The 25,006-nt window shown below is 59.8% G+C and carries 17 protein-coding genes; 7 read left to right on the top strand and 10 right to left on the bottom strand.

What is annotated here, in order from left to right; translation table 11 throughout:
• Positions 1-87: 87 nt before the first annotated feature.
• The 3 genes from PG881_RS07235 (at position 88) to PG881_RS07225 (ending at position 7,362) form a co-directional block, all read left to right on the top strand.
• A complete protein-coding gene (locus tag PG881_RS07235; protein WP_270798965.1) occupies positions 88-5,958 on the top strand; it encodes a retention module-containing protein in 5,871 nt (1,956 codons plus the stop codon).
• A gap of 86 nt (positions 5,959-6,044) precedes the next feature.
• On the top strand, positions 6,045-6,602 hold the full coding sequence (locus PG881_RS07230; RefSeq protein WP_118880920.1) for a hypothetical protein: 558 nt from the start codon (positions 6,045-6,047) through the stop codon (positions 6,600-6,602).
• Positions 6,603-6,657: 55 nt separating this feature from the next.
• Positions 6,658-7,362, top strand: coding sequence for an SIMPL domain-containing protein (locus PG881_RS07225; RefSeq protein WP_264098696.1), 705 nt, complete (start codon positions 6,658-6,660; stop codon positions 7,360-7,362).
• A gap of 244 nt (positions 7,363-7,606) precedes the next feature.
• On the opposite strand, the gene PG881_RS07220 is transcribed toward PG881_RS07225, so the two are convergent.
• Positions 7,607-8,983, bottom strand: coding sequence for an amino acid permease (locus PG881_RS07220; RefSeq protein ID WP_118880922.1), 1,377 nt, complete (start codon positions 8,981-8,983; stop codon positions 7,607-7,609).
• Positions 8,984-9,345: 362 nt separating this feature from the next.
• Here PG881_RS07220 and PG881_RS07215 point away from each other — a divergent pair, with 362 nt between their 5' ends.
• Entirely contained in the window at positions 9,346-9,633 is a 288-nt protein-coding gene (locus PG881_RS07215; RefSeq protein ID WP_045527259.1) for a hypothetical protein, read from the top strand.
• Between the two features lie 89 nt (positions 9,634-9,722).
• Here PG881_RS07215 and ppsR read toward each other — a convergent pair whose 3' ends face one another.
• Positions 9,723-10,535, bottom strand: a complete 813-nt coding sequence (gene ppsR / locus PG881_RS07210; protein WP_005302533.1) for a posphoenolpyruvate synthetase regulatory kinase/phosphorylase PpsR — start codon at positions 10,533-10,535, stop codon at positions 9,723-9,725.
• Positions 10,536-10,843: 308 nt separating this feature from the next.
• Here ppsR and ppsA point away from each other — a divergent pair, with 308 nt between their 5' ends.
• Entirely contained in the window at positions 10,844-13,222 is a 2,379-nt protein-coding gene (gene ppsA, locus PG881_RS07205; RefSeq protein ID WP_264098695.1) for a phosphoenolpyruvate synthase, read from the top strand.
• A 300-nt stretch (positions 13,223-13,522) separates the two neighbouring features.
• Positions 13,523-14,500, top strand: a complete 978-nt coding sequence (locus PG881_RS07200; protein ID WP_264098701.1) for an AraC family transcriptional regulator — start codon at positions 13,523-13,525, stop codon at positions 14,498-14,500.
• 95 nt (positions 14,501-14,595) lie between these two features.
• Here PG881_RS07200 and PG881_RS07195 read toward each other — a convergent pair whose 3' ends face one another.
• The 7 genes from PG881_RS07195 to PG881_RS07165 form a co-directional block, all read right to left on the bottom strand.
• Positions 14,596-16,977 (bottom strand): beta-glucosidase, encoded by a 2,382-nt coding sequence (locus tag PG881_RS07195; RefSeq protein WP_264098694.1) that lies wholly within the window; start codon positions 16,975-16,977, stop codon positions 14,596-14,598.
• 422 nt (positions 16,978-17,399) lie between these two features.
• Positions 17,400-17,858, bottom strand: coding sequence for a serine protease chaperone (locus tag PG881_RS07190; protein WP_264098693.1), 459 nt, complete (start codon positions 17,856-17,858; stop codon positions 17,400-17,402).
• Between the two features lie 17 nt (positions 17,859-17,875).
• Complete coding sequence (asp, locus tag PG881_RS07185) at positions 17,876-19,750, bottom strand: serine protease Asp (RefSeq protein WP_270798956.1); 1,875 nt, start codon at positions 19,748-19,750, stop codon at positions 17,876-17,878.
• A gap of 478 nt (positions 19,751-20,228) precedes the next feature.
• The gene (locus PG881_RS07180) at positions 20,229-20,768 is read right to left on the bottom strand and encodes an isochorismatase family protein (RefSeq protein WP_264098691.1); all 540 of its coding nucleotides are present in this window, start codon (positions 20,766-20,768) and stop codon (positions 20,229-20,231) included.
• A 15-nt stretch (positions 20,769-20,783) separates the two neighbouring features.
• Positions 20,784-21,158 carry a hypothetical protein gene (locus tag PG881_RS07175; RefSeq protein ID WP_264098690.1) on the bottom strand — a complete coding sequence of 125 codons (375 nt, stop codon included), beginning with the start codon at positions 21,156-21,158 and terminating at the stop codon, positions 20,784-20,786.
• Positions 21,159-21,630: 472 nt separating this feature from the next.
• Complete coding sequence (locus tag PG881_RS07170) at positions 21,631-22,221, bottom strand: HEPN domain-containing protein (RefSeq protein WP_044800289.1); 591 nt, start codon at positions 22,219-22,221, stop codon at positions 21,631-21,633.
• A 75-nt stretch (positions 22,222-22,296) separates the two neighbouring features.
• Positions 22,297-22,659, bottom strand: a complete 363-nt coding sequence (locus tag PG881_RS07165; RefSeq protein WP_264098689.1) for a VOC family protein — start codon at positions 22,657-22,659, stop codon at positions 22,297-22,299.
• A gap of 455 nt (positions 22,660-23,114) precedes the next feature.
• On the opposite strand from PG881_RS07165, the gene PG881_RS07160 reads away from it, so the two are divergent.
• Complete coding sequence (locus PG881_RS07160; RefSeq protein WP_118880929.1) at positions 23,115-23,945, top strand: MetQ/NlpA family ABC transporter substrate-binding protein; 831 nt, start codon at positions 23,115-23,117, stop codon at positions 23,943-23,945.
• A 71-nt stretch (positions 23,946-24,016) separates the two neighbouring features.
• Here PG881_RS07160 and PG881_RS07155 read toward each other — a convergent pair whose 3' ends face one another.
• A complete protein-coding gene (locus tag PG881_RS07155; protein WP_041216570.1) occupies positions 24,017-24,739 on the bottom strand; it encodes a phosphatase PAP2 family protein in 723 nt (240 codons plus the stop codon).
• Positions 24,740-25,006 lie beyond the last annotated feature (267 nt).

Below are 25,006 nucleotides of genomic sequence, written 5' to 3'. Positions count from 1 at the left end.
CAAATCCAATACATTTTTGCAACGGATGCGAAGCGTACAGACATCTATGGTGTAGACATCGAGATCTGTCACGTTGGAGCAAAGGATATGCGCACTCAAATCATCGACAAAACGGTTGTGGTTTCTTCCATTGAAGGCAATGTTCAAATCGTGCTGGCAGATGGAAGCAGCCGCCCATTGCAAAAGGGCGAGATCCTCCAACCGGGAGCCAAGCTTAATATTGCAGATGACGCCAAACTGGTATTGGCTCCCTATGACGATTCTCCTGCTGCAGCTACTCCAGATGCTCCCGCTCATGACGCACCAGCCCCTGGTCAACCTCAAGCCCCTGATGCGGGTACTGCGGCTTCTCCTGATATCGCTGCATTGCAAAAATCAATTCTGCAAGGGGTAGACCCGACACAAAACTTTGAAGCTTCTGCTGCCGGTGGGGCACCTGCCGCCGGTGGTGGTGGCGGGATCGGTGGTGTAGCCGGTGCCAGTGGCAATGGTGGCTTTGTCACGATTGACCGTATTGGTGATGCAACTATTGCTGCCGCAGGCTTTGACACCACATATCAGACAGAGCCGGTTTTAGATACACAACAAGTAGTAGAGCCCTTGCTGGTCAATGAACTGACGGATCAGGGCGAGCAGCTGGTTGTTGCGGAAGACGGTGTATTGAATGGCAATTTGCTGGATAACACGGTCAATACCGATGGGCCGTCAGCTGCGTCGGTTCTGCTCTTCAGCTGGGGAGGCAACGCCAATTTGGCTGTCGGAACCAGTGTGACAATCGACGGGATCGGTACGCTTGTCGTCAATGGCGATGGCAGCTTCACATTCACCCCGGCTCCCAACTACGACGGTGCTGTTCCCCCTGTCGTATACACGGTTACCGATGGCACCGATACGGTCCAATCCACCTTGGAACTCACTATCACGCCAGTCAATGATCTTGCAGATCAGAGTGAGAACGTCGTGGTGACGGAGGATGCGACGGTATCGGGCAATTTGCTTGACAACACCGTCGATAATGATGGGCCTCAGGCTGCTACTGTCACCGGATTTAGCTGGGGTGGGGTTGCCAACACGACTCTGGGCACCCCCGTCACTCTGGCAGGGGTTGGTACTCTGCTGGTCAATGCAGATGGCAGTTATCAGTTTACGCCAGCCACCAATTATGACGGCCCTGTCCCGGCGGTGAGTTATACCGTCACAGATGGTACAGATTCAGTACAGTCCTTACTGACTATCACGATCACTCCTGTTGATGAGCCGGTTGAGCTTGCCGGTCTGCAGCTGGAGGGCGGAGAACTGACATTAAATGAAGCCTCATTGGCAGGAGGGAGTAATCCGAATGCCGCCGCTGTGACTCAGAGCGGTACTTTTACCTTCAGCGCAGCCGATGGTGTGCAGAGTCTGACACTGGGAGGCGTCGCCTTGGTCACCAACGGGCAAGCTGTTACAGCCTTCCCGCAAACCATTACCAGCCCACTTGGTAATCAATTGGTCGTTACCAGCATTAATTACAATCCCGTGACCGGCACGGGTAGCGTGAACTACAGCTACACCCTGGGGGGGAGTGAAACCCACACCCAACCTACCAATGACAATTCGCTCAGCGAGAGTTTCAGTGTCGTACTGGTTGATACCGATGGTGACAATACCAGTGGCAGCCTGGATGTGGTCATTCTGGATGATGTTCCCAGTGTCACCCTTACTACCAATTCTGAAGGATTGGGCGCAGTGTCCGTGGATGAAAGCCTGGTCAGCCTGGGTGGCGTTGGCACTGACGGGGTGGCCAGTGCCACCCTGAGTGCGGCCAATGTACAGGCTCAGTTCAACCCGGCCTTCGGGGCTGACGGGGCGGGCAGCATCGGCTACAGCCTGGCACTGACCGGCAGCAACGTGGCGAGCGGCCTGTATGCGGTCGATCCGGACGCGGCCAACGGGCAGGGTGCCGCCATCGTGCTCAATCAGGTGGGCAACGTCATCACCGGCAGTGCGGGTGGGGTGGACTACTTCACCCTGACCATCAACCCGAGCAGCGGGGAAGTGACCCTGGCCCTGCTGGACAACGTCTGGCACGGCGACACCACCAATGCGGATGACAGCGTGGCACTGACCCTGGGGCAGGGCGTGCTGACCCTGGTGCAGACCGTGACCGATGCCGATGGCGATAGCGCCAGTGCGGCGGTAGACCTGGGTGCCAACGGCGTGTTCCGCTTTGAAGATGACGGCCCCAGCGTGACCATCAACGCGGTGGCAGACGGCGGCATCACCCTGACCACCCAGGATGCACAGACCATCGATGCGGCCAGTGACACGGCGACCGGCAGCTTTGCGGCGGCGTTCCTGGCGGCGGCGGTGCCGAGCTATGGCGCGGACGGTGCGGGCACCACCACGGTGAGCGGCTACAGCCTGAGCGTGACTGACAGCAACAGCGGACTGACCAGCAACGGGCTGGCCATCACCCTGACCAAGGTGGGCAGCGACATCGTTGGCTCGACCACGGCTGGGGAGGTGTTCCGCATCAGCGTGGCGAGCAATGGCACGGTGACGCTGACGCAGTCGGCGGAGCTGGACCATCTGCCGGAGGACGTGGACAACAGCAACGACAACAACCTCATCAGCCTGGCCAATGGCAAGGTACTGCTGAGTGCGACCGTGACGGTGGTGGATGGCGACAACGACACCGCGACTGGGACGGTGAGTGCAGACCTTGGCGGCAACATCAGCTTCGAAGATGATGTACCGACAGCTAAAGACAACAGCGTCGTCATCACTGAAGCAGGGTTGCCCCCCTTCAACCTGGTGATGGTCATCGATACATCAGGCAGCATGTTGTGGCAGATCGGTACGTCGACAAATGGTTCGCCAAATCGCCTGGAGCTGGCGAAGGATGCACTAAACCACATGATTGACTCCTATGTGGCGCTGGGTGTGCCGCTGGTCTTCACGGTCATTGATTTTGCCAGTGGAGCTGTATTGATCCCGCAAACCAGTGATCCTGATGTGGCCAAGGCCAGTATTTCCGGTTTGCCGACAGATGGTGGCGGTACCAACTACAACGCACCACTCGTATTGGCGCAGAATCAACTGACGGCGGATCTGGCGAACCCCGCTTTGGCTGGGTATGAAACCAAGGTCTATTTCCTGTCGGATGGCGCTCCGAACGAGGGGAATGTCCCGGCCGGCTGGACCAGCTTTGTGAACAGCAACAATGTTGAGGTTTACGCGGTGGGGTTGAACGTCAGTGGCAATGCGACGGCGATCGCTCAGCTTGGTCTGGTGGAGGACCATGGGGATGCCGTCACGTTGGTCAACAACATCTATGACCTGGATGCCACACTCCAGGCCACCGTACCGCCACCAGCTACCGGCAATGTGATCACGGATGTGGATGCCAGTGCCGGTGTGGACAGTGTCGGTGCCGATACCCCCGTGACCGTATTGCAGGTCAGCTTTACCGTCAGCAATCCGGCCGCTTATGTCGGGGTTGCCGACAGTGTGAATGGCAATGTGGTGACCTTCCTGGTGCAAGGAGGAACGACCGGCCCCATGACTACACCTCTGGGTGGGCATCTGACCGTGAATGCGGATGGTTCCTACTCCTACACTCCGCCCAATGATGTGGCCGTCGATACACAGGAGACCTTTACCTACACCATTGTGGATGCCGATGGTGACACCTCCAGCGCTCTGTTGAAGATACTGGTGCTGGATACCACTCCGATCACGGCTTCCGTGTTCGAAGATGGCCTGCCTGCCGGTCTGCCTGGCAACAACCCAGCCCTGACCACGGTTGCAGGCTCTCTGGCCCATATGGTGGTCGACAGTATCGGCGTCAACTTCGGCGTCGGCAGTACAGCCGGTTTGCCTGCGTTGACCTCAGGTGGTGTGGCGATTACCTACAGCATCATCCACGGTGTCGGAGTCGATACCCTGGTTGCAGTGGCAGGCAGCAAACCCATCTTCACGCTGGCTGTCGAGGCTGATGGCGATTACACCTTTACCCTGCAGGGCCCGATTGATCATGCCCTGGCTGATGGCAACGACCTGGAACTGAAGGCGTTGAATCTGTCCAGTGCGATCACGGCCCACGAAGGGGTGGATAACGTGACGCTGGTTCGCGACTTCATCGTACAGGTTGAAGACGATGTGCCGGTTGTCATGACGCCTGCCATGGGGGTCATGCTGAATCAGTCCGGGGTGACTGGCATCTTCCTGCTGGATGGTGACGGTACTTTGTCCAACAACTACGGGGGGGATGGTGGTTCAATCCGGTTCGACAGCAGCTTGAATGGCAGCAGCAGTGGCATGACCTCGGGTGGTTTGCCTGTCACCTATACCCTGTCTTCGGATGGCATTACGCTGACTGCCGCAACGGCGGCGGGTACCGTGTTCATTGCCACCCTGCAGCCGGCATCCGGAACCTATCAGGTTCAGATGATTGGTGAAGTCGATGGCGGACAGACCATGATCGACTTCAGTGGTGGTGGTTACAAATTTGTCGGTGGTAATGGGCCTTGGGCAGGATTTAACACCCTGGCCAATGATAACAGCAAGGATCTGCTGCTGACAGCAATGACCAATGGGGTGGATGGCGGCACCGTCAATACGACTTCTCATACAGGTGGGATAAGTGGTGGAGCATCTGTGGGGACTGGTGAAGCTATGAGGATTGATTTTGTGATCGATCTGACCGGTTCACCGGGGAGTAGTGGGTCATATGGTGATCCTGCAACTCATGCCTTCGAAGCTCATTACGACGTCAATGGTGCTTCTGCACTGTTTACATCCATTACCAACAGTTCAAGTGTGAAATTGGTTGCCCGTCAGGATGTAGACAACGACAACGATATTGGCGATGGCAACAAGGAGTCGCTGACTGCTGTGGCAATCAGCTACAACGGTTCGACCAGGATCGTCAACATCGGTGCAGGCATGTCCCAGACCGTGGCGGTGGGCGGCAACTACTTTACGGTCAACTTTACGGATGATGATCCGGGGACTGGGGTTGCTTATGTTGCAACCGTAGCTGGTGTTGTCACCAATACCAAGTTGGCGGCCTACACGGCGGATGGTTATAACAGTCTAGAGTTCCACTATGTTGATGGTAATACCTTCAAGATTGGGGACTTCGGTTCCAGTGTTGCCACTCCTGGGATCCCGGTCAGTTTGCAGCTACCGGTCACGCTGACGGATGGAGATGGTGATGCAGTCCACAGCAACATTGGTCTTAGCCTGCTGCCGGAAGCACCGTTTACCCTGGACTACGACAATTCTGCCAGTGGTGTGAATGTGACCTTCAACAGCACGCAAGGGCACGCCATCGGGTCTGATTTCGGTGACAGCATCACGGGCAACAGTCTGGACAACATCTTGTCCGGCGGTGATGGTGATGACTTGCTGTACGGAATGGGTGGCAAGGATACTCTGGTCGGTGGCAAGGGCAACGACGTGCTCGATGGTGGCAGCGGCAACGACACGCTCTACGGGGAGGCTGGCGACGATACCCTGATCGGCGGGATTGGCAACGACATACTGCAAGGAGGCGATGGCAGGGATCTGCTGATCGGTGGTCTGGGTAGCGATACCATGACGGGGGGGGCTGGTAGCGATACCTTCAAGTGGCTTGCTGGCGATGCGGATGGCAGTACCGACAAGATTACCGATTTTACGTTGGGTAATCCGACCAGCGGTGGCGATGTACTGGATCTGTCGGATCTGCTGGTTGGTGTTCCCTCGGCAGCCAACAACAACGATCTGGCGACGGCGCTGGACAACTACTTGAAGTTTGATACTGCAACCAACAAGCTGACCATTGATACAAATGGGCTTACCAGTGGTGGTTCACAACTGACGGTACAGTTCCAGGGTAGCCTGGATCTGGATCACAGCGGTGGGCTGACGACCAACCACGACATCATCAAGCAACTGCTGGATGACGGCAACCTCAAGGTTGATCCGTAACCAGCCAAGGGGGCCGGGTAATACCTGGCCCCTGTTTTTTGACTGAGGGGGCGGCTAAGATAGCGGCAGTACAGGAGAGGGTCACCATGCAGTCATTTAATTGGGTCGATATCGATGGCATTCGCTATAGCTGGGACGGGCAGGGCAGCATTACCTGTACCGGCCAGTTTAGCTATCACGCCACGATGGCGGGTGATCGGATTGATGCGCTGGATCTGGAGAGCGATGATGGCGAGGTTGCTGGTTCACTGAATGTGGACTTTGCGGCGGCCACTATCTCATTCACGCCAGCTGTCGATGCAGCGCCACCCCACATGATGGTGCTGGTCGGTCATGAACAGGGGCAGCAGGAGTATACATTGCAGAGTTTGAGCGATGTCTGCCTGCAGGATCTGCTCGGCCACTCCGACAACATCGACTGTGCTCCTCTGGTGACCAACACGATGACGGAGCCGGTAGCTCCGCTGGCCGGACATGTTCTGTCGTGGGACTCCTTCCATTTTGATGATGATGTGCTGCTGGGTTCCCGCAGCGCCACACCATTGGCTGCTGCTCATCAGGGGCTGCCGGGTGGCGAGATCAGCATCAATATCGATATGACCAATCAGGTACTGGATCAGATCCCGCCGTTGCACGATATATGAATCCCATTCGACGACGGGCATAATGACCTCACTCTAATAGATTGAGGTCTTTTTTATGTGGCGTCCCCTGCTTACCCTGTCTGCCCTGGTTATCAGTGCACCCCTGTTTGCCCTTGAAGTGCCGCAAGCCCCCCATCTGGTGGTGAGCGGTTATGCCGAGCAAAAAGCCGAGCCCGACATGCTGACGCTGAATGTCTCCGTGACGGCGCTGGAAAAACAGGGCATCAAGGCCAAGCAGCAGGTGGATGGCAAGGTTGCCGCCTTCTTTGGCCAGCTGGAAGGGTTGGGCATCAAGCACAGCGATGTGGAGGGGGGCAATCTGGTGATCTCTCCGGAATACCAGTATCCGCAGAACAAGAAGCCGGAACTGGTGGGCTACCGTGCCCAGCGCCAGCTTGCGGTCAAACTCTATCAACTCGACAAGCTGAGCGAGCTGATGGACACCGCACTCAAGGCGGGGCTGGAATCCGTGTCCCAGATTGAGTACGGGCTCAAGGCGCCGCAAACCATCAAGGAGCAGGCGCGCCTCGGAGCAGTTGAAGATGCCAAAACCAAGGCCGAGTCTCTGGCCAAGGCATTTGGCATGAAACTCGGCAAGGTTTACAGCGTCGAGTACCGCAACAATAGCCCCATGCCGATCTACAGCCGGGCCCTCAAGGCTGCCGCCATGGCACCTGCCGCCGACATGATGGAAAACAGCTACCAACAACAACAGATCACCATCACGGACAATGTGGAAGCCGTCTTCCTGCTGGAATAACGCCGCAGTTTTCTACCTGCCTTTTTGCAACAAGCCCGAGCGCACTGTCTCGGGCTTGTTGTTTTTAGACGAGTCAGGATGCTTGCCAAAGAGAGAGCTGGCAATGGCCGCTTGCTGAGCGCGTGCTCACAGCGTCATGATGGACTGGAGAGGGGAAACTGGCGATGCCAACCTGCAGGGGTCATATCCGGGTAGAAAAAAGCCGGTCAGTGACCGGCTTTTGAGGGGGATAAGGCTGATGCCATCAGCCCAGGTTGGCCGCAACGCGAGCCTGGTGCTTCTGCTTGAACTGATAGCCGATGGCCAGCACGATGATCCAGACCGGGATGAGCAGTACCGAGATCTGGATGCCCGGGGTCAGATACATGATGACCAGGATGCCGGCCATGAAGGCGAGGCAGAGGTAATTGCCGAACGGGTACCAGAACGCCTTGAACTTGGGAACCACGCCTTCAGCTTGCTTGCTCTTGCGAAACTTCAGGTGCGCCAGGCTTATCATGGCCCAGTTGATGACCAGGGCGGAGACCACCAGCGCCATCAACAGCTCGAACGCCTTGCCCGGCATCAGATAGTTGATGAGTACGCACAGCAGGGTTGCTGCGGCGGAGACGGAGATGGCCACCACCGGCACCCCGCTCTTGTTGGTCTTGAGCAGGCTGCGCGGACCGTTGCCCTGCTTGGCCAGACCAAACAGCATGCGGCTGTTGCAGTAGACACAGCTGTTGTAAACCGACAGGGCTGCGGTCAGTACCACCATGTTGAGCACGGTGGCCACCAGATTGCTGTCCAGTGCGTGGAAGATCATGACGAAGGGACTGCCGCCTTCCACCACCTTGCCCCAGGGGTAGAGGGACATCAGCACGGCCAGGGCGCCGATGTAGAAGATGAGGATCCGGTAGATCACCTGATTAGTGGCCTTGGGGATGCTCTTTTCGGGATTGTCGGCCTCGGCAGCCGTGATGCCGACCAGCTCGAGCCCGCCGAACGAGAACATGATCACCGCCATTGCCATCACCAGACCGCTGATGCCGTTGGGGAAGAAGCCGCCCTGAGCCCACAGGTTGCTGACGCTGGCGTCCGGGCCGCCGTTGCCGCTGGCCAGCAGGTAGCCGCCAAAGCCGATCATGCCGATGATGGCCACCACCTTGATGATGGCGAACCAGAACTCCATCTCGCCAAACGCCTTGACGTTGGAGAGGTTGATGGCGTTGATCAGTACGAAAAAGAAGGCCGCCGACATCCAGGTCGGGATCTCGGGCCACCAGTACTGGACATAAATGCCCACTGCGGTCAGCTCGGCCATGCTCACCAGCACGTAGAGCACCCAGTAGTTCCAGCCGGAGGCAAAGCCGGCGAAGTCACCCCAGTATTTGTAGGCGAAGTGGCTGAAGGAGCCGGCTACCGGCTCTTCCACCACCATCTCGCCCAGCTGGCGCATGATCAGGAAGGCGATAAAACCACCGATGGCATAGCCAAGCAGCACGGAGGGGCCCGCCATCTTGATGGTCTGGGCAATGCCGAGAAACAGGCCGGTGCCGATGGCGCCGCCCAGTGCGATGAGCTGGATATGGCGGTTTTTCAAACCGCGTTTCAGCTCCTCGCCGTTTTGTTGAAGATCCATTCTTCCTTCCTTACGTCTTCTGAAGTCATTCGTCTGTCATCTCGTCCGTCGGGTCAATCCATGTGACCGTGCACGGCAAAGCGTGCCTGAAACGTGACGAAATCCGTATTTATTTCGTTACAGTGAGTCGCTTTCTGTTTTTTATGGCGACTACCAACGGAAGCAGAATAGTGATAATCCATCGCGGATGCACCTGTTTTCCTCATCATTCGCTGGTTTTTTCGGCGAAAGGCAGGTTTTTAGGGAGCGGTGAAGCTGGCAGGGAAGTGTTTGGTTGTATTGTGAGCAGTTGGGCGCGGTTTGGTTGACTCTGTCGGAAATTCCTGTTTTATGAAGCCTCCTTTGCAACAAGGATGCACTTCATGCAACGTATTATTGGCAGTTTGCTGGCCGTCGCGCTGTGGCTCACCGTGTGGCTTTCGCCCCTGCTGCTGACCATGGCGGTGGGGTGTCTGCTGGTGTGGGCCGTGCAGGGTGATGACTATCTGGTGATGCACTTGCGAACGGTCTTGTTGATCGCCGGTGCCATCGGCCTGCTGCCGGCCCTCTGGCTGACCGAGCGGGTACGCCGGCGTCACGGTGTGCTCAACTTCTACGCCATGCTGATGAACAACAGAGAGCTGAACCGCCCGGGCTCCCAGCCCCGCTGAGGTCCAGTCGACAAGCGCCGGATACAACCGTATCCGGCGCTTTTTTATTGGCGTTTGCCATGTCGTCAGCTTGCCGGCGGGCAGGCTTCTCAATAAAGCTGACGGCGCAGGCCGGTGGCCTCGAGGATCTTGGCGCTGATCTCCTCCACCGAGTGGGAACTGGTGTCGAGGAAGCGGATCGCCTCCTGGCGAAACAGCCGCTCGACGCAGGCCAGCTCCTGTTCGCACTGCTCCAGCGAGGAGTAGCGGCTGTTGGCGCGGCGCTGGTTGCGGATCTCGTGCAGCCGCTGGGGGGCGATGGTGAGGCCGAACAGCTTGTGGCGATTGGCCTTGAGGGCGGCCGGCAGATCCAGGACCCCCATGTCCTGCTCGATGAAGGGGTAGTTGGCGGCGCGAATGCCGAACTGCAGCGCCAGATAGAGGCTGGTCGGCGTCTTGCCGCAGCGGGAGACCCCGATCAGGATGATGTCGGCCTCCTCGTATTCCTTGGTGGTGATGCCATCGTCGTTGGCCAGCGCGAAGTTGACGGCCTCGATACGATCGTCATAGAGCTTGCGGTTCTCCATGCCGTGGGTGCGGTGCAGCCTGGGTTCGGCCTTCACCCCGAGCTCGTGCTCCAGCGGGCTGACGAAGGTGTTAAGAAAGTCGTGGCTGCTGGCCTGGGCCTTGAGCACCTCCTCGCGCACCTGATGATCGACGATGGTGTGGAACAAAATGGGGCGTACCCCGGTCTGGCGGAACTGCTCGTCGATGCGCATCCGTACCTGGCGCGCCTTCTCCAGGGTTTCGACAAAGGGGATGGTGATCTGCTCGAAGGCCAGCGGAAACTGGCTCAACACGGCGTGGCCGAACACTTCGGCGGTGATGGCGGTGCCGTCTGAAACATAAAATACGGTGTGCACTGGGGGCTCCTGTGAGGGGGTCGGCGAGCTGGCAAGCAAGAAGTATCTCTCGAAACCATATCGTTTTTGTCAACCGGTCTGCCGTGCCCAAGTTGTGAAGTGGCTTGCAAACCTGAGTCGTTACCTTTTTGTGTTGGCATTGTAGAATGTCTGTGTCATTCGACCATCCCCAAATCTTGCTCGGGGATTTTTTTGACAATAAGTAGAAAACGTTTTCATGGTCGTTGGCAACAGTAGAAACAGACAATAACGCACATAAACTGGCGCACAAGGTGCCATGGCGGCACAGTGCCCACCAACCTGGAGACATGCAAGTGCAACAGTACGTACTCTGGTACGAGCAACTCGGAATGCAGGACGTAGAACGAGTTGGCGGCAAAAATGCATCCCTTGGCGAGATGATCAGCAACCTCTCTGGTGCCGGCGTATCCGTGCCGGGCGGGTTTGCCACCACCGCCTTTGCGTTTAACGAGTTTCTGGAGTCAAGCGGCCTCAACGGCAAGATCCATGATCTGCTCGACAGCCTGGATGTGGACGATATCGCCGCCCTCAACCGGGCTGGCCAACAGATCCGTGACTGGGTGATCGAAGCCCCGTTCCAGAGCTCGCTGGAACAGGCGATCCGGGTTGCCTACGACAAGCTCAGCGGTGGGCTTGACGCCTCCTTTGCGGTGCGCTCCTCCGCCACTGCCGAGGACATGCCGGACGCCTCCTTTGCCGGCCAGCAGGAGACCTTCCTCAACGTGCGCGGCATCGACGCCGTCATGATTGCCGTCAAGCATGTGTTTGCTTCACTGTTCAACGACCGCGCCATCTCCTATCGGGTGCATCAGGGCTATGACCACAAGGGTGTCGCCCTGTCGGCTGGGATCCAGCGCATGGTGCGCTCGGATCTCGCCGCCTCCGGTGTCATGTTCACCCTGGATACCGAGTCGGGTTTCAACGACGTGGTGTTCATCACCGGCGCCCAGGGCCTTGGCGAGATGGTGGTGCAGGGGGCGGTCAACCCCGACGAGTTCTACGTGCACAAACCGACCCTCAAGGCAGGACGCCCGGCGGTGGTGCGCAAGACCCTCGGTTCCAAGCTCATCAAGATGACCTATTCCGGCGATGCCAGCCACGGCCGCCAGGTGCAGATCGTCGACTCCAATGAAGCCGAGCGCAGCCGCTTCTGCATCACGGATGCCGAAGTGATGGAGCTGGCCAAGCAGGCCCTTATCATCGAGCAGCACTATGGCCGGCCGATGGACATCGAGTGGGCCAAGGACGGGCAGGATGGCAAGCTCTACATCGTCCAGGCTCGCCCGGAAACCGTGCGCAGCCGCCAGGAGGCCAACACCCTCGAGCGCTTCGCCCTCAAGCAAGCGGGCAAGGTGCTGATCGAGGGGCGCGCCATCGGCCACAAGATTGGAGCGGGCCCGGCGCGGGTCATCTCCTCCATCAGCCAGATGGACGAAGTGCAGCCCGGCGACGTGCTGGTCACCGACATGACCGACCCGGACTGGGAGCCCATCATGAAGCGGGCCTCCGCCATCGTCACCAACCGGGGCGGTCGCACCTGTCACGCCGCCATCATCGCCCGCGAGCTGGGCATTCCGGCGGTGGTGGGTTGTGGTGATGCCACCAAGCGCATTGAACCGGGTCAACTCATTACCGTCTCCTGTGCGGAAGGGGACACCGGTTTCATCTACGACGGCGAACTCGACTTCGACGTGGCGGTGACCGAGGTGGGCAACATGCCGCGCCTGCCCATCAAGATCATGATGAACGTCGGCAACCCGGACAGAGCGTTCGACTTCGCCCAGCTGCCGAATGCCGGCGTCGGACTGGCCCGCCTCGAGTTCATCATCAACCGGATGATCGGGGTGCACCCCAAGGCGCTGCTGGAATTCGACCAGCAGAGCCCCGAGCTCAAGGCCACCATCGGCAAGATGATCGCCGGCTACGAGAGCCCGCGCGAGTTCTACGTCGCCAAGCTGACCGAGGGCATCGCCACCCTGGCTGCCGCCTTCTGGCCGGAGCGGGTGATCGTGCGGATGTCGGACTTCAAGTCCAACGAGTACGCCAACCTGGTGGGTGGTCGTGACTACGAGCCTCACGAAGAGAACCCGATGATCGGTTTCCGCGGTGCGTCGCGCTACATCGCCGACAGCTTCCGCCCCTGTTTTGCACTCGAGTGCGAGGCGATCAAGCGGGTGCGTGATGTCATGGGGCTGACCAACGTCGAGGTGATGATCCCCTTCGTGCGCACCGTGGGCGAGGCAGAGCAGGTGATCGACATCCTGGCCGAGAACGGTCTGCGCCGTGGCGAGCGGGGGCTCAAGGTGATCATGATGTGCGAGATCCCGAGCAACGCTCTGCTGGCAGACAAGTTCCTCGAGCACGTGGACGGCTTCTCCATCGGCTCCAACGACATGACCCAGCTGACGCTTGGACTTGACAGGGACTCGGGGCTTATCGCCCACCTGTTCGACGAGCGCAACGAGGCAGTCAAGGCGCTGCTGGCGATGGCCATTGCCGCCGCCCGCAAGGCGGGCAAGTATGTGGGGATCTGCGGCCAGGGGCCGTCCGATCACCCGGACTTCGCCGCCTGGCTGGTCGAGCAGGGCATCGACTCGGTGTCCCTCAACCCGGATACCGTGGTCGACACCTGGCTCTATCTGGCCGAGCAGCACAAGGCGAACTGACGCCGGCTGCACAGCCCCCATCAAAATGGCGCCCACGGGCGCCATTTTTCATGGCTGAACCTGACGCAACTGGTCCGATATGGCGGCCACATCTGCCCAAAATGGCGCGCTGGCGCGTGCTTTTACACTCCGTTACATCTGCTCGCTTTGCAACCGCCCCATAATGGTCCCGCCAGCCCGCTGCACGGGGTGGCAGGCCCGCCGCCAGTGGCGGGCCGGGGGATCACGAGCAGTTTCCTGTCAGCATGGAGGCCAGGACGGCAGATGTCACAGAGCGTATCAAACCAGGTGATCAGACGAATGCTGGGAGCCTGCCAGCAGCAGGGGGGCGATCCCGATGCCATCCTGATGGCGGGCGGCCTCACGTCGTTCGACATCGAGCGGGAGCAGGGCCGGCTGCCGGCCCACAGCCACTACCGGATGCTGCAACTGATGCAGCCCTATCTGGCCAGTTTTCACGAAACCATCCTCTCCTACGACATCGGCCAGCTCTACCAGCACTATCCACCCCTTATCAGCCTGTGCCTGAACCAGCCCTCGCCGCGGGCGGCGCTCGAGGTGCTGCTGGCCTATCGCCCCATCATCGGTAGTTGTGACGAACTGCGGGTGCGGCGGGGCGCGCAGGCCAGCCAATACCTGTATCTCAATCAGGGGCCTGCCAGCCTGGGGGCGAGTCAGGCCATCCCCAACTTCATCATCCTCTACCGGATCCTGCGGGTCTATCTGACGGATCCCCGGGTCTCGGTGGGCTTCACGGGGCGGCCGCCACCGCGCCATCAACTGCTGGATCAGTTCTTCGCCACCCGCTGCCGCTGGGAACAGGGGGAAAACACCCTGACCATCGACAACGGCCAACTTGACTGCCCCAGCCACTGCTACAACGAGCCGCTGGGTCATCTGCAACAGGTTCAGCTGGCACAGATCTGCGCCGACATCGCCGAGCGGGCCCCCTTTGCCTATCTGGTGGGGGAGCGGATCCGCCACAAGATCCGGGAAGGGGAGCTGGAGAGCGACGAGAGCCTGCTCAAGGAGGTGTGCGCGGCCATGAACGTCAGCCGCTGGACCCTCAATCGCAAATTGCAGGGGGAGGGGAGCAGTTTCTCCACCCTGCTGAGGGAAGCGAGGGTGAGCGAAGCCTGCCGCTTGCTGGGTGAGGGGGATCAACCGCTGCAGAACATCAGCGATCGGGTCGGTTTCTCGTCCCAGAGCGCCTTCAACCGCTTCTTTAAGGCCAACACCCGGATGACGCCGCTGGCCTATCGCAACGCCCGCCAATAAGAACGGGACCGGCGCAAGGCCGGTCCCGTGGTCGGGTCATTGCTGGGCAATGTTCGAGCAAGGCCGGGCTGGGTGCCTGGCCGTGCCTGCTCGTGTTAGCGGGTGATGGTGGTGACGCTGGCAGCATCCACCCCGGCCGGCAGTGCCAGTGCCCCTGGCGTGGTGTTGCTCACCACGATCTCCTTGCTCACCGTGAAGCTGACCGGCGTGCTGGCGGAGACATCCGACGAGGGGCTGATGTAGGCACTGTAGCGACCCGGCTCCACGATCCACTGGTTGCTGGCCTCATCGAAGCTGGCGAGGATACTGGCCGGAATGGTGAAGCTCAGCTGTTCGCTGGCCCCCGGTGCCAGTTGCGCCGTCTTGGCAAAGGCCTTGAGCTCGATGAGCGGTTTCTTCAGCTTGACCTCGGGGGCGGTCACATAGACCTGTGCCGCCTCCTTGCCTGCCACGGCACCCGTGTTGGTGATGGTGGCGGTCAGCACCAGGTTGCCGGCGCTGCCGCCCTCCAGGGTATTGCTGGCGATGGCGGGGCTGGTGTAGCTGAAGCTGGTGTAGGAGAGACCGAAGCCGAACGGGTAGGAGACCGCCTGCTCGAAGGTGCTGTAGTAGCGATAGCCCACGTAGATCCCCTCGTTGTAGTAGAGATCGTCCGGTTCGCCGTCCCCGTCGGTGTCCTCGCCCGGGAAGGTGCCGGCAGAGGGTACGCTGGCGTAGCTGTGCGGGAAGCTCTGGGCCAGCTTGCCGCTCGGGTTGACAGCGCCGGAGAGCACGTCCGCCACCGCGTGGCCGGTCTCCTGGCCAGCCATGTAGGCCAGCAGGATGCCATCCACCTTGTCGCTCCACTGGGCGGTGTCGATGACGCCGTTGACGTTGAGCACCACCACCACCTTCTTGCCCTGGGCGTGGAAGGCGCTGCTCACCGCGTCGATGAGGGCGCGCTCGTCATCACCGAGCAGATAGTCCCCCTTGCCGCTGCTGCGATCCGCCCCTTCCCCGGCCTGGCGGCCGATGCTGATGACGGCGGCTTGCTGGGTGGCGGCCGCATTGGCGATCAGCGCCGCCAGATCGCCGCTGATCGGTGCCTCGGCGCAGGTGTAGTAGCCCTTGGCGCCAAATTGCCCCTCGTGATAGACCTTGTTGTTCTCGTAAAAATCGCGGTAGTAGCTCTGCAACGCCTCGTTGACCGGGAAGCGTGCCGCCAGTCCCTGCGCGATGGTGGTGGTGCTGGCGGCGTTCACATCCCCGCTGCCGGTGCCGCCCTTGTAGGTGTTGATCTGGTTGATGCCAAAACTGGCCAGGGTGCTGCTTGCCGAAAGCGGCAAGGCCGCGGCGTCGTTGCGCAGCAGCACCATGCTCTCGGCACCGGCCTGACGGGCCAGTTTGGCGTGAGCGATCAGATCCGGGCTGTTGCTGATGGCCAGCTGGCTGTAGGAGGGGCTCTTCATCACCTGGGTCAGGATGTGGATGGCGGCCTCGTTTACCTTGGCCTCGTCAAGATCGCCGTGCTCGATGGATTGCTGCAACTGCTCCTTGACGTTGCCCGGCTCGATCAAATCCTGTCCCGCCAGCACCTGCTTGTAGGCGTTGTTGGCCACATCGCCAGCAAACCAGTCGGACATCACCAGGCCGTCGAACTTCCACTCGCCGCGCAGCAGGTCGGTCACCGCATCCCTGCGCTCGTTGACATAGGTGCCGTTGACCTTGTTGTAGGAGGTCATCACCGCCCAGGGCTGGGCCTCGTCCACCGCTATCTGGAAGCCGCGCAGGTAGATCTCGCGGAAGGTTCTCGGTTCGCCGATGTCGTTGATCTGGTTGCGGTTGGTCTCGGAGTTGTTGCCGAAGTAGTGCTTGATGGTGGTGCCCACCCCGTTGCTTTCCACCCCGTTGACCATGGCGGCGCCGATTTTGCCAGTGAGCAGGGGGTCTTCCGAGTAGTACTCGAAGTTGCGGCCATTGAGCGGGTTGCGCTGGATGTTCATGCCCGGGGCCAGCAGGATGTCGACCCCGTACTGGCGCACCTCGTCCCCCATGGCTTCGCCGACGGCCTTGACCAGCTTGACGTCCCAGCTGGAGGCGAGCAGCGAGCCGATGGGCCAGGCGGTGGCGTAGTAGCTGGCGCTGTCACCGTCGCGGTTGGCGTTGATCCGCACCCCGGCCGGCCCGTCCGCCAGTTTGAGGGCCGGAATGTCGATGCCGTCCGCGCTGCGCAGCACGCCGTTGATGTAACCCGCCACGCCGGGCACGTCCTGCTTGACGTTGATGGCGCCGTTGGCACTGCCGTAACCGGGGCCGGAGAGCAGGTCCAGCTTCTCGCCGAGGGTCAGCTTGGCCACCATGGCCTCGGCCTGGCCGCGGTAATAGGCATCGTCCTTGACCAGGGGATCCGAGTCATTCTGGTTGCAACCGACCAGCAGGCCGGCCAGCGCCAGGCTGACACCCAGTGAAACCGCTTTCAATTTTGTGGTGATAGGCATGAAGACGTCCTCGTAACTGTCTGAATAAAAATAAAAAGGAGATATCGACACCGGGTGGAAGGCATCCGCCCGGGCTGGGCCGCTCTGCTGGCGACTGCCATTGGATATCGCAAGGAAGGCCGAACGGGCCCGTGGGCAGACGTTTGGCTGCAGGCAGGTTAACAAGCCGGGCGATGGCCGCCTTGCCCCGGGGGAGCGAGAAATGTGCCGGCGGGAGCAAGGGTGCCGAGTTGTGAGCGAGGTCGCATGGAAAGGCGGTGTCAAACCAAGGGTGGAAGGTGGCAAGAGGGGAGAAGGGCAGGGGAGATGCGGAAAAAACGGGTAGCCTGATGGCCAATGAGGATGACTGCGAGCAACGCGCGAGGGGGCCGGCGGCCCCCTCGAAGATCAGCTGATATGCCCGGGCAATGGCCCGGGACGGCTCACTTGGGCTGTTTGAGGGCCCCGGCGAGTTCAATCTGCACCTTGACCCCCTCCTGCTTGAGCGCCGTGGCGACGGCGTTCAGATCGGTGCCCGGCTTGGCTTCCAGCAGGGCGATGCCGCCGCTGCTCTGCTTGAAGCGCAGGCCGTGACGGCTGGCCAGTGCGCTGGCCTGGTTGTCATCGGCTTCCACCAGCAGGGTGCCGCTGGCGGTGAGCTGTGGGCTGGCCACCCCTTGCAGCAACACGTCGCCGCTGCGCAGGGTTTGCCGGGGCGCCTTGCCGTCTGCGCTGCGGGCGACCCGCTGCTTGCCGCCGTTGTCCGGGGTGAGGTAGGTCTGACCGTTCACCTCGATGGTGCGGTACTGCTTGCCGTCGATCACCACCGATTCATCGGTGGCGTGCACGCCGGCCGAAGCCAGGAGGCCGGCCAGGGCCAGGCCGAGTAAGCTGTGTTTCATCTTGTGACTCCTTGTGATCATGAGCGGGTGGCATCGTGGCCGATCACCCGCAGGGACCAGTTGAGCAGTTGACCCGGCTGGCTGTTGTTGCGCTCGGTCAGGGTGCTGCGGCGGTTGGTGTTGAGGTCAACCAGCGTCAGCTGGCGGCTGCTGTAGGAGACGTCGGTCACCTCCAGTCGCCACTCGCCCTGGGCCGCTTCGCCATAGAACTTGTGGGAGAGCATGCGCATGTCGCGCAGCCCCTTGGTACGCACATAACCCAGCTGCTGCCGGTCGAGGGATTGCCCCACCAGGCTGTTGTTGGGGTTGAGCAGCACGCTGCGGGTGCCGGACGGGGAGACCAGCTCGATCAGCAGGTCGGGCAGGCGCTGATGATCCAGGCTCACCGTGACCTGGACCGCTTCCACGGTCAAGGCTTGCGCCACCTGGGTGCTGGAGCGGGTGGCACTGCTGCCCACATCCGCGATGTTCCCTTCACTGCGCGGCACCGTGACCTTCTGAGCCGGCAGCTGCACCAGCGGCGGCAGCGGGGTGTGGTTGGCGGCGGCGGTCAGGGTCTTGTTCACGTCGATGAGACCAAAGCCATAGGTGGGGCTGTACCAGAGGCCGGCGGCGTTGCGCTCCCACCCTTCCAGGCCGGTGACCTGGCGGGGTTGGCCGTTGGCGGCGGTATAGCTGACCTGGACCGGCTGCTGGCCGGCATCGATGCGGGTGGCGTTGCGGGCCAGCAGATCGCGCAGATCTCGCACCGACAGATCCGGATAGGCGGACATCAGCAGCGCCATGGCGCCCGAGGTGTTGGGGGTGGCCGACGAGGTGCCGTTCATCACACCGTTGTAGTCGCAGGTGGCATCCAGCTGCGGGTTGTTGTGCAGCCGGTTGGTACTGGGATCGTCGGTGCGGTTGTAGCCCATGTCGCAGCCGGGCAGATCCGTGGTCACCATGGCCGGCGCATCGGTACCGTACTCCCCGCCGGGGGCGCTCAGGAAGACGTTGCTGCCGACGCTGGAGTAGGAAGAACGCACTCCATCGGCGTTGATGGCGCTCACCACCAGGTTCCAGAAGTTGCTGTTGGAGGGGTCTATGTTGCTGTTCTCGAACGGCAGCTTGGGCAGGACACCGGTGCGGCTGAACATGTAGTCGCCCGCGGCGATGCGGTTGAAACCGTTGCCTGCCGCCTTGATATAGGCCGCGCCCTGCGCCTGCTGGGTCTGCTGCTCGAACAGGCGATCGAGCTGAACCTGATCCAGCCCGCTGGCGCTTTGTGGATCCACCAGGCTCATGCCGTAGCTCTGGTTGAAGACCCGGTTGTCGGCGGTGGCGGTGCTGCCACCCAGCGCATAGATCCAGTCTTTCTGCAGCTGCTTGCTGCGCTCATCCAGCAGGTTGAACCCCTGCAGCTGGACGCGGGGGGCCACCCCCAGAGTACCGATGCGGTTGTCGACCGCCCCGATCAGGCCGGAGACCGAGGTGCCGTGGGCACTGTCCGGATCGGTCGGGGTGGGGTCGCTGCTGCCGGTCACCACGTTCTTCGAGCCGGGGCGCACATTGTCGGCCAAGTCCGGGTGGGCGATGGCCAGGCCGTCATCCACCACGGCCACGTTGATGCCCTGACCCTGCACGCCGGTACGGTGTGCCCACCAGAGGTTGAGGTCGTTGCCTGCCACGCCGCCGCGGGGGCTGAAGGCATTCTGGCCGCTGTTGAGCAGGTGCCACTGCTGATCCTGCAGCGGGTTGATGCCGGGCAGGCAGCGCGCTGCGCTGCTGCGGCCGGTATCGAGGCCGGCTTCCTTGCCGGTCAATGGGGTGCAACTCTCACTCGCCTGAACTGAAGCGATGGGCAGGGCCGAGAGCAGGGCCGAGATTGCCAACGCTAACGATGTTTTTCTCATTAATAAACTCCATCTTATATCGCACCGTCCTGGGTGCGACTGGCATCTATACACGGGAAAAACAGAGTCAAAAAGCACTCGTTTTGATTCTGAGATAAGGCTCAAAAAAATCCCACAACAAATATTTTACAGACCATCTGGGGGTTCCTGTGAATCCTTTTGTGTGGTGTATTGAGAACTTTTCTCAGCTGGCTGGTGTTGATATTTATCTTTGTAGATCAACCTATTAGTAACTGTTCGTTAACGTTTGGCGGGACAAGCAGGTGCGAAAGGGGGCGGGCGGAGTGGTGCGAAATGGGAGGCGTACCACGCTGGCGGGGGGCCGCCGAGATCGAAAGCAGAGTGAGGGTGACTACAGGCAAGCCACAGGGCGCCACTGGCGCCGTGTGGGATGAAGTCGCTGGTCGACAGGGGGAGGCTATTTGATCAGCGCTAGTAATGGCGCCGTGTCGAATGGAGTAGCCGGTCGGCAGGAGAGCTATTTGATCAACGCCAGAATGGCGCGAAACGCCGGATGGCGGCAGTCACCCAGCAGCTCGTAGAGGCACATCTCCACCGAGGTGAGTTCGGCCCCGTGCGCCGCCAGCTTGTGGATGGCGAGCTCCCGGTTGGCGGCGCTGCGCGACGACACCACATCCACCACCAGCGACACCTGGCTGCCCGCGTCCAGCAGTCCCTGCACCGTCTGGTAGACGCAGATATGGGCCTCGATGCCGCACACCAGCCAGTGGCTGACGCCCTGGCGGGCGAGGGCGTCGGCCAGCGCCGGTTCCCCCAGGGCGCCGAAGCTGTGCTTGGGCAGCACAAGATCGCCTGCCTGCATCAACTGCAGCTCGGGCACGGTGGCCCCGAGCTTGTCCGGGTTCTGCTCCAGCCAGACAACCGGCAGGCCCAGCAGTCTGGCCCCCGCCACCAGTCTGGCGGTGTGGGCGATCAGGGCGTCGCTCCCCTCGACCAGACGGGCCAGTTTGCCCTGAATATCGACGACCAGCAGGCCGGTGTTCGTGGTGGTCAGCATGGATACTCTCCCGTATCAGAGTGAGACAGTGGCGCCGAGTGGGCGGGCGAGGGATGCGCGCGACTGGTTCCACAGATAGATGAGGGTCAGCGCGATGACGGTACCGATCGGAAAGGCGAACAACTGCAGGGCGACGAAGCACCAGAAGACCACCTTGAAGGCCGTCACCTGTTCGGTGAGCCCGCGGTAGGCCACATAGTTGAAGGCGAGCACAAACAGGGCGATGGCTGTTGCCAGGCCAAGGCTGAGACTCTGCGATGGTGCCAGGTCAGCCGGATGGAGCGGGCTGACCGTGACGACGGCCCAGGCAACGAACGCAATCATGGCGAGGGAGAGCATGGTCGCAACGACAAAGATGGCCTTGGCGAGCAGATGTTGTTTGGGGGTCATGAATACTCCTTGAATATGGCGTGGTCTTGCTCCCTGCTGGTGATTTAGCGAACTCTCCATGTCGTTCGCGACTGACAAGGTGACGCATAAAACATGAGTCACAGTGCTCTGTCGATAGGGTCTAAACCTACCGGCGATACCGGCACTGGTCAAAAATAAAGTAATTCAAATTGTAAATGTTGTGACAGTTAAACCCGCTGGGCCACCAGTTGAAATACTCAACATCGGCCCGTTAACCGGAGGCGGAACATTAACCAAAGCGACGGTTAAACGCCTCTTTGCTAACTTTCCGCTCCATCTGTGAATTGCATTTAGGGCAAAGAGTTTGCTTTTTTCCACTGATAGTCCATTTATAATATGTCTTTTTTATAGACTGACCACAGATACTGCAAGATGATGGCTTTCCAAAAATGGCACCTATCACGACAAAAATAATTAATGCAACTAGCCACTCCATTCATTGGCTCCTCAATCAGGTTGATAGCTGGTTTTGGCGTTCAAAAACTGCAGCGTGGTGCAGATCAATTTTTTCATTTATATAACAGTCGGTAGATTTAACCAGGTCTCTGATAAATCGGATAACTTTTTCCAACTCGTCGCGTTTTATAAGATGGGGAGCTAGTACGCCAGTGCTGATAGGCTTTGAACGATGCGCAGCTTCACCACGTTTTTTAATCCATTGATTGAGTGTTGAGCGCGCTTTATCTGGCTCGTAGTTCGACCAGCGCCACCCCTCTGTGACATCAAATCCAAGATAATCCATAAATATTTTTTTCGTTTTATCTGAGGTTGGATTATGAAATGACTTTAAATCTGCATGCAGTTTCTTCAGGATAAAATCACCCAAGTAACTGCCCTGTACTATGGCTAATTTTTTATGCATTTCCTCAACCAGCCGATCTTCCACATAGGTTTCCCAAGCAGTGAGCGCCATTACCAGACCTGCGCGTTTTAAAACTTCACTGCTGGGTGGTGGGGGATTGGCATTAATACCATCGAAATGGGCTAGCAGCTCTTCGGCATCTTTAATTGAATACTCAAATCCTTGAATCGCTTTTGACATATTCCTTGTCCCTATTTATAACGTTATCTTCTGGTTAAGCTACTTAGGTCTGCGCAACATCGACATTTATAATAATTAAATATGTACCACGGCCTCTACATTGTTCCCATCTGGGTCAAGCAAAAATGCGGCGTAATAATCAGGGGAATAGTGAACGCGAGGTCCCGGTTGTCCGTTACAGCGAAAGCCCGCTTGAATACCTGCCAAGTGAAAAGCATCGACTTGTGCTGATGTCGTGGCGCTGAAGGCAAGATGGCAGGGGGGGGGTCGGTCGAATTTCTCGATCAAAAAGCTCACCTTGTCACGACCGATCAGGCCAAAACCGGCAGCGGTGTCATCTGCCCACTTGAGTTCCATATGCAGTGGGTGGAGCACGGTTTGGTAGAAGTGCTTGCAGTCGTCAAAATGCATTGTCTTGATTTCAACGTGATCGATCACGGCAACTCCTTGGCTGGCTGAATAAAACTATCTCCTTTGTTCTCCTCTGTTTAACTGCGAGCATAAGGGGCTGGTGTTCACATCGCCGCTGCCGTGCCTGAATGACGCTGTCAGTGCGCGCCTTCTTCCATAGGGTGAGCCTGACAAAGCGAACCTGGCACCCTGACGCAAAATGGTACCGAATAACCACAATAAGTCACTTGAGGCCCGCTTGGGGAGGGGGTCAAGCAATAACTGTGTGGTTTATCAAAGATTTCTTGTCATGGGTACCCGGCAGAGTTGAGAGCCGGGCTTCACTGCCATCCGGTAAAGCTTGCCCGGTTTTGTTGCTTGGCGAAGCGAAACGGCTCTGTTATGGTGTGGTTAATTAGCCGTTTGGATGGCTAGATGGTTGCGGTGGTTCAAGCACGACTCTACCATCGCGCCAGCCGTTGAGATGTTTACAGGGAGTTTTTATGCAGCGTCGTTCCTTCTTTGCCCTTTCTGCTCTGGCCCTGCTGGCCGGTACTCTGCCATTGACCGCGCTGGCCGCCGATCCGGCCAAACAGGAGATCGTCATCGGTACCACGGTGGGGGATTTTGCCGACATGGTGACCGACTCCATCAAGCCGCAGCTCGAAGCCAAGGGTTATCAGGTCAAACTGGTGGAGTTCACCGACTACGTGACCCCCAATATCGCGCTGGCCGACGGCTCGCTCGACGTGAACTGCTTCCAGCACAAGCCCTATCTGGAGAGCTTTGCCAAGGATCGGGGGCTGTCGCTTGCCCCCATCACCCAGGTGCCGACCGGCCCCATGGGGCTCTATGCCGGCAAGCTGGGAGATCTGAAGGCGGTGAAGGAGGGGAGCACGGTGGCCATTCCGAACGACCCCACCAATCAGGCGCGGGCGCTGCTGATGCTGCAGGACCTGGGCTGGCTGACCCTCAAAGAGGGGATCAATCCGCTCAAGGCGAGCGAGTTCGACGTGGTGCAAAACCCGCACAACCTCAAGCTGGTGTTGCTGGAGGCGGCCCAGCTGCCCCGCTCGCGCGAAGACGTGGACTTCTCGGTTATCAACGGCAACTTTGCCGCCTCAAGCGGCATTCCCTTCAGCTCAGGCCTGTTCCTTGAGCGCAGCTATGACTTCATCAACTGGGTGGTAGTAAAAAGTGCCGATGCGGACAAGCCTTTTGCCAAGGATGTGGCTGCGGCCTACAACTCGGCCGCCTTCAAGGCCTATGCTGCCAAGCGCTTCGCAGGCTACAAGTACCCCGAAGGGTGGCAGGGAGCGAGCGCGAGCAACTGAGTCGCCAGCGTCACAGGCTTTGAACAAAAACGGGCACCCGCGGGTGCCCGTTTTTTTGTGTCGTGCAGATGTCAGTAATGGCGCAGCCACCAGCGGGCGGCAAACAGCGCGGTGAGGCTGCCGAGCAGGGCGCTTGCCAGCACATCCAGCGGCCAGTGCATGCCGATCAGCATGCGCGAGAGACCGACACCGATGGCCCACAGCGGCAGCAGCCAGGCGCCGGCAGGGGCACGTGCCAGCCAGATCAGGCCGAAGAACTGGGCCAGGCTCATGGCGGCGATGCTGTGGCCGGAGGGGAAGGCGTAGTTCACCTCCGCCTGCCAGTGGTTGGCGAGCCACTCGGGCAGTGCCAGCAGCTGGCTGGCGGCATGGACCTGCTCGCTGCGCACCTCCACCTTGCCGGCGTAGAACTGCTGGATGGCGGGGATCAGCTGCTGGCTCTCCAGCCAGAGCAGGTAGGGGCGAGGCTCCTCGGTCAGATGCTTGATCAGGCTCTTGATGAGCCAGTCGCCGGCCAGTACGGCAAACAGGGCGCCGCCGAGGGCCAGCAGTGCCGGCAGACTCAGCGTCAGCTTGTGTCGGGTCAGCAGCAGCAGGGCCAGGATGCTGACGCCGATGCCGGGCACATCTACCATGCGGGTGAGGGCGTAGGGCCACCAGAGCCAGTCCGAGTGAAGGGCCTGGCTCATGAACGGTTGCCAGGGCAGGCAGGCCAGCAGGAGCAGCGGCAGGATCAGGGCGGCACTGAAACACAGCACCTGGCGGCGCGGCAGGGAAGAGGCGTGAGTCGGCATAACGGGGCTCGGCAAGGTGCCCATTCATGGGCAGCAAAAAAAGAGGCGCCATTGTGCCAGCCCAGTCCGGTCGGTCAAGTCGCGCCCCGCTCGCTGTAACACGGGGTTACAAATGAGTGTGGTGATGGCCAACCCGCCGCGTGCAATCCGGTTGGTGGCGAGGGGGTGCTCCCGAGGTTGCTTGCGCAGGCCGCACCACTCGGTTGAGCAGAGATGAGCCAGCAGCGCGCAGGTTCCCGCCAGAAAGTCGCGGCGGCGGCCGCTCAT

It is taken from the genome of Aeromonas sp. QDB54 (genome assembly GCF_027707385.1).
Lineage (GTDB): Bacteria > Pseudomonadota > Gammaproteobacteria > Enterobacterales > Aeromonadaceae > Aeromonas > Aeromonas hydrophila.
The sequence above is the reverse complement of the archived record's forward strand: the minus strand, read 5'-3'. Positions and strand labels throughout refer to the sequence as shown.